Below are 8,679 nucleotides of genomic sequence, written 5' to 3'. Positions count from 1 at the left end.
ATACCCCTATGATGCAACAATATCTAAAAGTCAAAATGGAACATCAGCATGCTTTACTTTTTTATCGCATGGGTGACTTTTACGAACTTTTTTTTGACGATGCACGTAAGGCAGCCAAGTTATTAGGTATTACCCTGACCCATCGCGGTAAAACCAATGGTGAACCTATTCCTATGGCTGGCGTACCTTATCATGCGGCCGAAGGTTATCTAGCACGTTTGGTCAAAGCAGGACAAACGGTTGCAATTTGTGAGCAGGTGGGTGAGGTTACAGGCAAGGGACCTGTTGAGCGTAAAGTCGTTCGTATTATTACGCCAGGGACCATTACTGATGATGCATTGCTAGGCAGTTATCAATCTTCAAATTTGGTCGCGCTGTGTATTCAACAAAATAAAATTGGACTGGCTTTACTAGATTTAAGTGCCAGTATTTTTAAGGTTCAGGAACACGAGTTTAAAACTGAACAATTAGCAATTGAGCTTTCACGCTTAATGCCGAGTGAAATTGTCGTCGATGAAGATTTAGTCGATCAGAATATTTTGGAACAGATTAAAAAACAATTAGACTGCCCGATTACCAAACGCCCAAATGTTGACTTTAATCTCAACAATGCCCAAAAAACCTTATGTGATCAGTTTGCTGTTGCAACACTTTCTGGCTTTGGAATTGATCATTTCCCCCTTGCCAAAGCCTCTGCTGCGGCCTTAATTCACTACGCCAAAGAAACTCAAAAAACTGCTCTGCCACATATTCGCTCGATTCAACTTGAACAAAGTTCAGATTTTATTGCCCTTGATCCGATTACTCGCCGCAATCTGGAAATTATCGATCCACTATTTGAACATGGGACGTCTTTGTTCAATTTAATCAATGACTGCCAAACTGCTATGGGTGGTCGTTTACTCAGTCGTACCTTAATGCAACCTATCCGTGATACTGCTCTTCTGGATGCGCGACTGGACGCGACGGAGCAGTTATTAACCGGTTATCACGAATCGCCTGTGCGCTTAGTATTAAAGGAAATTGGTGATATTGAACGTGTACTAAGTCGTGTTGCATTGAGCAGTGCGCGTCCACGTGATCTAGTTCAATTACGTCATGCATGTGCTCAAATTCCATTTCTGAGACATGCATTACTGCCTGTAATTCAGGCAAAATCCTCGATCTTACTCACCGACCTCGACCAGCAATTGGGCGATTTCAAAGACCTCCATCAATTACTTTTATCTGCAATTGTAGAAAATCCGCCCGTACTACTGCGTGATGGTAATGTGATTGCCGAAGGTTATGATGGTGAACTGGATGAGCTACGCAAAATACGTGATCATGCAGGACAGTTTCTGATTGATCTGGAAATCAAAGAACGGGAACTCAGTGGTATCCCGACGTTAAAAATTGGCTATAACCGAGTCAGTGGTTATTATATCGAATTGACACGTGCGCAGGCAGAGCAAGCGCCTGAACATTATATTCGTCGCCAAACCCTAAAAAATGCCGAGCGTTATATCACACCAGAACTTAAAGGTTTTGAAGATAAAGTTCTTTCCAGTGAATCCCGCGCGCTTGCCCGCGAGAAACTACTATTTGAAAACTTGCTTGAAACGCTTAGACAAAATATTGCCAATTTGCAAATGATGAGTGCAGCGATTGCCCAGATTGATGTCTTGGCAAATTTTGCGCATCAAGCACGTTTGCAACACTGGAATCGTCCTGAGTTTAGCCCTGAGATCGGGATTAAAATTCATGCAGGGCGTCATCCAGTGGTCGAAGCATTAAGTAAAACACCCTACACTCCAAATGATACCTTTTTAGATAGTCATCATCGTATGGCGATCATCACTGGGCCGAATATGGGGGGTAAATCTACTTTTATGCGTCAAACCGCATTGATTAGCTTATTGGCATATTGTGGTAGTTATGTGCCTGCTCAATCCGCCAAACTAGGTCCGATTGATCGAATTTTTACTCGTATTGGTTCAGCAGATGATTTATCAACAGGTAAATCGACCTTTATGGTCGAAATGACTGAGACCTCGCAAATTTTGCATCATGCTACCCATCAATCTTTAGTTTTGATGGATGAAGTCGGGCGCGGTACCAGTACCTATGACGGTTTGTCCTTAGCTTGGGCCTGTGTACTTGATTTGACCAAGCGCATTAAATGTTTATGTTTATTTGCGACGCATTATTTCGAGTTGACTGAGCTTGGCAGCGAAGCAGGGATTGATAATTATCATGTGACTGCTAAAGAAATGAATGGCAACTTGATCTTGCTGCATAAAGTACAACATGGCCCTGCTAGCCAAAGTCATGGTTTACAAGTCGCAAAACTCGCGGGCATCCCTGCTGGCGTGATTAAAGAAGCGCAGAAACGCTTAAAAATACTGGAAAAACAGCAGCAGCAACATATTCAATCCGCAGTACAAAATGATTTATTTAATGCGGTTGAACATGAAATTGAAACCCCGATGGTTGAAAAGATTATTGAAGTCGAAGCTCAATCCCCTGCACTGGAAATGCTGAAACAAATTGATGTCGATAACTTGACACCTCGTCAGGCACTTGAACAGCTTTATTCATTAAAAGCGACTCTCAATTCTTGAAATAGCTTATGGAACAGATCACACATAGTGGTCTGTTCTGATCATTTATCTTATTCATTTCAATTTACATACAAGGACAAATCTTTGACAACTTTTTACCCGCTTAAAACAAGATAATGATAAAAATAAAGGTATATTCAAAATAGGAAAATAAAAATGTCACGTGGAGATAAATCAGCCTATACCGATAAACAAAAACGCCAAGCTCAACATATTGAAGAAAGTGAACGAGAACGTGGACATTCTCAAGAAGAAGCTGAACGAATTGCATGGGCAACGGTAAATAAACAAGATGGCGGTGGCCTAAAAAACTCACTTAAAACCAGTAAATAATGGTTTAATTGAGAGTTACTATCAACTACAGTGATATAAATCAGTCCTTTTCATCAATCCGAATAATAAATATCAATAAAAGGAATTGTTAGTCGCCCCCTTTTTTGCCTAAAATACAGCATTCGGAATTAGAACCATATTTTTTAGGTAGCTGTCGCCATGACCTTCGTTGTCACTGAAAACTGTATTAAATGTAAATACCAAGATTGCGTAGAAGTATGCCCAGTTGATTGTTTCTACGAAGGCCCAAATTTTTTGGTGATCAATCCTGATGAATGTATTGACTGTGCGCTATGTGAACCTGAATGCCCTGCCAATGCAATTTTCTCAGAAGATGAATTACCAGAAGGTCAGGAAGTCTTTATTGAACTTAATGCTGAACTGTCTGAAAAATGGGCAGGCAATAATATTACTCAAATTGGTGAACAACCTGCTGATCGTGAAGAATGGAACGGTAAACCAGATAAGCTTCAGTATTTAGAGAAATAATTGCAAATTAGACCAGCAAAAGCTGGTCTTTTTGTATCTGAATCACACATTTCATTGCAATTTTTCCTCATTTTATCCATCCTTTTCGATTAGAATAAGCCCAATTTAAAGTAAGCAATTGATTGTATTATGCCGAAATTTTTGAAGGGGTTGCTTGCGATAAGCCTTGCACCTATGTTCATGGTTGCTTGTACCACCTCCCCTCAAAAAACTGGAAAAGTCACACCTTCCACGGGACATCGTATTTATATTCCGCAGGAAAAAGTCATACTTGAACGTCCTGTTCCAGTGAAAACCGTTCCTGCCGCTTATCTGGCATGGTTAAGCATGGGTGATAATCGCTCTCGTGTTCAAGAATATGAACGTTTTCTTGAACGTAATAATGTCGCTAATGTTGTCCCTAATTTTGAATTATTAAAAACGGCACGGGACTGGCAAAAATGTGGCCGTTCACAATATGCAGTTCCCAATCGTGAACTCTGGAACAATGCCATCCCAACTTTACGCATTTTCAAAGCTTTAGTCGCTCAAAAAGTTCTTACCGATTTTGAGGTTACCTCGGTTTATCGGGATTTACCTTTAAACCAATGTGCAGGCGGAGCGAATTCTTCTCGACATTTATTTAATTCAGCAATCGATTTTCGCATCGGCCCTGAGTATCCACAGTCGCAAGATTACGCTTTCATTGAAAATACTAAATTTAAGTTATGTCAATTCTGGGCACAGCATGGACAAAGTCTGGATATGGGTATTGGCATCTATGCTTCAGGACAGATTCATATTGATACTCAAGGCTATCGAACTTGGGGCCCCGATCATAGTCGCAATAGTTCAATGTGTAATTATTAAAAATATTTTTATTTTGTTTGAAAGAGACCATATGAGTCTCTTTTTTAATATTAGAGAGTGAAGTTTTGATTTTCCTGTCACTTAAAATTGCACATCGAATAGAAATGGTTAAAATGCTGCTATCTCAGTATAGGTAACACCCGTTATGCAACAGATGTGGACAGACATTGATCACTATATCGATTCACATTTAATTCCCGAAGATCCAAACCTGCAATTTGCACTGGAGAATACTGCTAATCAGGGATTCCCAGATCATTTGGCCGTTGCACCTAATCAGGGTATGCTTTTACAAATGTTGATTCAGATGAATCAGTGTAAACGTGTTTTGGAGCTAGGAACATTTGCGGCCTATAGTACAGTCTGGCTAGCGCGCACTTTACCTAAGGATGGTTATTTACTTACCATTGAAGGACGAGATACTCATGCAGCACTGGCACAACAAAATATTGATCATGCCAAATTCGAAGTGTCTGTTGAACTCAAAGTCGGACATGCCGCAGATATTTTGCGTGAAATAGACCCTACGACATTTGAACCATTTGATTTTATTTTTATCGATGCAGATAAACAAAGTTATCCTGAATATTTAGAATTAACGTTGAATCTTTCACATTCGGGTACGATTCTGGTACTGGATAATGTGATCCGTGCGGGTGATATTCTGGATGAAAATAATAAAAAACCAAGTATTGAAGGTATTCGTCAGACCTTTGAAGCTTTGCAGAATCATCCTCGAATTTTATCCTGTACCGCTTTACAAACAGTAGGCAGTAAAGGTCATGATGGCTTTGCAATTGCCATTGTAAAATGATGATCAAAAAATATTCTTAATTTATTTTTTATTTAAAAACAATAGCCTATTTTTATTTACATTGCTTGTCCATATAGTTATCCACAAGATTTGCGGATAACTATGGATAAGGCATTACATTATTTCGCGACCAAGAGTGGTACCGTCGCATTACGGAAAATCGAGGTGGCAATACTACCCAAAAAGAACTGGTGGATTTTACTGTGACTAAATGCACCTAGCACGATCATCTGAATGCCATGTTCACGTTGATATTCGAGTATATTTTCTGCCACATCGCCATAACGATAAACCGTGACCACCTCGATGCCCGCATGGCTTAAAAATTCTTCTGGATCTTTTAAGACTTGAGGATGATCACCCACATAGAGCAGATGACATTGTAAAGTTCTAAGCAAATCACTCTGCGCAATCCGATGCATCATTTTGACGCAAGTTGGAGAGTATTCATAAGCAAAAATAAAACGGGTCGGCGCTTTAAAAGTTTCACCGACGGTCATGACAGTACAATTTGCACCGCGAATAAAGTTTTCAACATTACTACCAATGGGTTTGTTTTTTTCTGCTGCACGCTCCCCCACGCGGCCGATCACCACGAAATCATCTTCTTTTAAAATACTAAAACTTTGTTCAAGGAAGTCCCCCTTTTCCTGAATCTTTGAACTGCTTAAACCATATTTTTCTTCTATCATTTCAGAAATATGTTTAAGTAAATTATTGCTATAGTCTAAAGCCAGTTCACTTTGTTTCTGCTCTAGCTCAGCAAGTTCTTTGAGCAGCATAGCATTACTCTCAAAACCAATGACACCACTAATTTCACCGAGATGATAACTGGCAGGATAGTAGTCAAGAATTTGTAATAACACCAGTTCCCGCTTGGTTTGTTTAGCCACCCAAGCGGCAGCTTCTGCAATTGCATTAATACAAGGTGAAGAATCAATACATGCAATAACACGACTCATAATAGCCTCTCTTCGTTAAGGTCTGATGCCTTGGAGATTTTGTTTGTTATTTTTAACTTAGCATAATTCGGCTAAAACTACGGTAATTTTTTATATGGTTTAAATTATTTTGTATATAAAACAATTAAATGATTAAAAAACCAGCTATTTTCTATTTTTAATCCAGCGTGCAGGATTCCCTGCAACAACATGATAAGCCTCTACATCTTTCGTCACCATACTATTCATACCCACAACTGCATGTTGCCCTATCGAAATGCCATCTTTGACACCGACATGCGCGCCAAGCCAGACATCCTGACCAATTTCAATGCCTTTGGAGGTCACAGGTTGCTGATAAATTGGACGATCCAACTCCATACCATGATCAAAAGCATAGAGATGACAATACGCGGCAATTCGTACTTGATCATGCAACACAATCCCTGCACGACCGCCATCCAATATACAATGATGGTTGATCGCGACTTCGTTGCCAATGCTTAAAGGCCCATGTAAGGTACAATCGGCTGCAATAAAGGTGTTATCACCAATGCTAATTTTGCGTCCAGGTTCCGCAAAGATATGTGCCAATGGAGAAATAAAACAGTTTTTCCCAATTTCAACGGTTTCCATTTCCATCAAATAGGTTTGATATTCCATCTGCCATGCTTCTGCCCATTCACGGTGTTTGGGTTTTAATGACCAATAAAGCCATGGCATATAGTTGAGTCGGTGCTTATGTTGCTCCCGATATTTCAGCAAACGTTCATAATTCATTTTCAGGCTCCACAATTTTTAATTGTTCTCGCCCACGGGTGATATCCTGAAGTTTTAATTTTAATGGGTCAATCTGATGAATCTGTAAAGCAGCTTCTACAATGACACCTTCAACCGTGTAATTTTCAGTATATTCCATTTGCTGATGCTTCAATTCATATTGAAGAATTGGCCATTCATTAAAATAACAAGAGAAAACAACCTGTTTTTTTTCAATGAGTTCTATTTTTTCTGCGAGTGTTAGGCATTGTCCTGCGCAGCCTCCATAGGCGCGTACTAAACCACCTGTTCCGAGTTTTACGCCACCAAACCAACGATTAACCAAAACTAAAACATTGGTCAGTTCATTGCCTTCTATGGTTGCCAAGATCGGTCGACCGGCTGTGCCAGAAGGTTCACCATCATCATTAAAGCGTACCTGATGCCCTATTTTCCAAGCCCAACACTGATGAGTCGTGCTGACATCTTTATAGCTTTCTAAAAAAGCTTTAACCTGTTCTTCGTTTTCAACAGGAGTTGCAAATGCCTGAAATCGACTTTTTTTGATTTCTTCTTCAAAACAAACCAGTTGTGCGATGGTAAAAGGCATAGCAGCAAAAAAGATCAATCATAAAATTTACATTATAGCCTGAATTAAAGTTGGTAATGACAAAAATCCCCGCAATAGCGGGGATTTAAGCATTTCTTCAATTCTTTATTACTATTTACCGCTCTCTTAACGCCTCTTTAGCTTTGTTAAACGGTTTTAATAAATAATCCAGTACCGTCTTCTCACCCGTACGAATATCCACCGTCGCCACCATCCCCGGCGTGATACTAAACGACTTACCTTCTTTGTTATAAAGCTTGTCAGAATCGGTACGGATATACACCCGATAATAAAACTGATCCTGCTTCACCTCATCTCGAATCGTATCTGGCGAAATCACCGTCACCTTGCCTTTTAACCCCCCATAAATCGAGTAGTCATAGGCGGTGATTTTGACCAGCGCTTCCTGACCCGGATGAATAAAGGCAATATCTCGTGGAGAAATACGTGCTTCAATCAGCAGTTGTTCATCCAGTGGCACAATGGTCATCAACTTGCCATTTTGTGGAATCACCCCACCTTGCGTGGTCACCGCAATTTCCTTGACCACACCACGTACTGGGGCTTTAAATGTGGTGCGGTTTAAAGTGTCAGTACGACCACGTACAATCTGCATTTGTTGTTCGGTGTCGGTATTGGCTTTTGATAATTCTTCACGTGATTTGACGTAATATTGGTTACGTGCATCGTTGATTTTATTTTGCAGGTCATTGGCTTCACGTTTTAAGCGTAATACTTCTACTTCACTGGCAGCGCCTTTGGCAACTAAGGGTTCGGTCATGGTGAGTTCCTGCTGAACCAGTTGTAAAGCCAGTTTTAAACCCGAAATTGACTGTTCCAGATTTTCGCGTCTGGAGTTATACAAGGCGGTTTCTTCTTGTACCAGTTTCGGATCTTTTTTCACCTCATCGGGAAAGACCAATGGAGTACCATTTACTTCTGCACGTAATCGCGCTGCTGTCGCCTGTGCTGAAATCAGTAAGGATTGCGATTCGCCTACATTTGATTCAAAGCGGGTCGGATCCAGCTGTGCCAGCACTTGTCCTTTTTCGACGATATCACCTTCTTGTACATCTAGCTTGGTCAGGATTCCACCATCCAGTGATTGAATCACTTGTTCTTTAGAAGATGGGATGACTTTGCCTGTACCCGTAGAGACTTCTTCAAGTTGAAATAATCCTGCCCAAAGCAATAATATCAGCAAGCCGATACCGATAATCCAGATCACTAAACTGGCGCGCGGTAAAGGCGGTTCTTTATAGGACACTTTTGTCGCGCGTT

9 protein-coding genes are annotated in these 8,679 nt (G+C 40.4%); 5 read left to right on the top strand and 4 right to left on the bottom strand.

Annotation, left to right across the window (positions count from 1 at the left end; genetic code table 11):
• From mutS to JR005_RS10015, 5 genes are all read left to right on the top strand, one after another.
• A partial coding sequence (gene mutS / locus JR005_RS10035) for a DNA mismatch repair protein MutS (RefSeq protein WP_218664986.1) occupies positions 1-2,603 on the top strand: 2,603 nt, incomplete at its 5' end.
• Between the two features lie 156 nt (positions 2,604-2,759).
• A complete protein-coding gene (locus JR005_RS10030; protein ID WP_004996857.1) occupies positions 2,760-2,936 on the top strand; it encodes a hypothetical protein in 177 nt (58 codons plus the stop codon).
• A 159-nt stretch (positions 2,937-3,095) separates the two neighbouring features.
• On the top strand, positions 3,096-3,425 hold the full coding sequence (gene fdxA / locus JR005_RS10025) for a ferredoxin FdxA (protein ID WP_004652744.1): 330 nt from the start codon (positions 3,096-3,098) through the stop codon (positions 3,423-3,425).
• Between the two features lie 129 nt (positions 3,426-3,554).
• Positions 3,555-4,274: a D-Ala-D-Ala carboxypeptidase family metallohydrolase gene (locus JR005_RS10020; RefSeq protein ID WP_004996854.1), complete on the top strand. Its 720-nt coding sequence runs from the start codon at positions 3,555-3,557 to the stop codon at positions 4,272-4,274.
• A 145-nt stretch (positions 4,275-4,419) separates the two neighbouring features.
• Positions 4,420-5,088 (top strand): O-methyltransferase, encoded by a 669-nt coding sequence (locus JR005_RS10015; protein ID WP_004996850.1) that lies wholly within the window; start codon positions 4,420-4,422, stop codon positions 5,086-5,088.
• 119 nt (positions 5,089-5,207) lie between these two features.
• Here JR005_RS10015 and JR005_RS10010 read toward each other — a convergent pair whose 3' ends face one another.
• From JR005_RS10010 to JR005_RS09995, 4 genes are all read right to left on the bottom strand, one after another.
• Positions 5,208-6,050 carry a universal stress protein gene (locus JR005_RS10010; RefSeq protein WP_004996847.1) on the bottom strand — a complete coding sequence of 281 codons (843 nt, stop codon included), beginning with the start codon at positions 6,048-6,050 and terminating at the stop codon, positions 5,208-5,210.
• Between the two features lie 144 nt (positions 6,051-6,194).
• Positions 6,195-6,809: a chloramphenicol acetyltransferase CAT gene (locus JR005_RS10005; RefSeq protein WP_004996844.1), complete on the bottom strand. Its 615-nt coding sequence runs from the start codon at positions 6,807-6,809 to the stop codon at positions 6,195-6,197.
• Complete coding sequence (locus tag JR005_RS10000) at positions 6,799-7,398, bottom strand: IMPACT family protein (RefSeq protein ID WP_004996842.1); 600 nt, start codon at positions 7,396-7,398, stop codon at positions 6,799-6,801. Before JR005_RS10000 ends, JR005_RS10005 begins: the two co-directional genes overlap by 11 nt.
• A gap of 115 nt (positions 7,399-7,513) precedes the next feature.
• On the bottom strand, positions 7,514-8,679 hold a 1,166-nt coding region (locus tag JR005_RS09995; protein WP_218664985.1), incomplete at its 5' end, for an HlyD family type I secretion periplasmic adaptor subunit.

Source organism: Acinetobacter sp. Colony158, assembly GCF_019264745.1.
Classification (GTDB): domain Bacteria; phylum Pseudomonadota; class Gammaproteobacteria; order Pseudomonadales; family Moraxellaceae; genus Acinetobacter; species Acinetobacter ursingii.
Note: the sequence above shows the minus strand (reverse complement) of the source record. Positions and strands in the feature narration are given on the sequence as shown.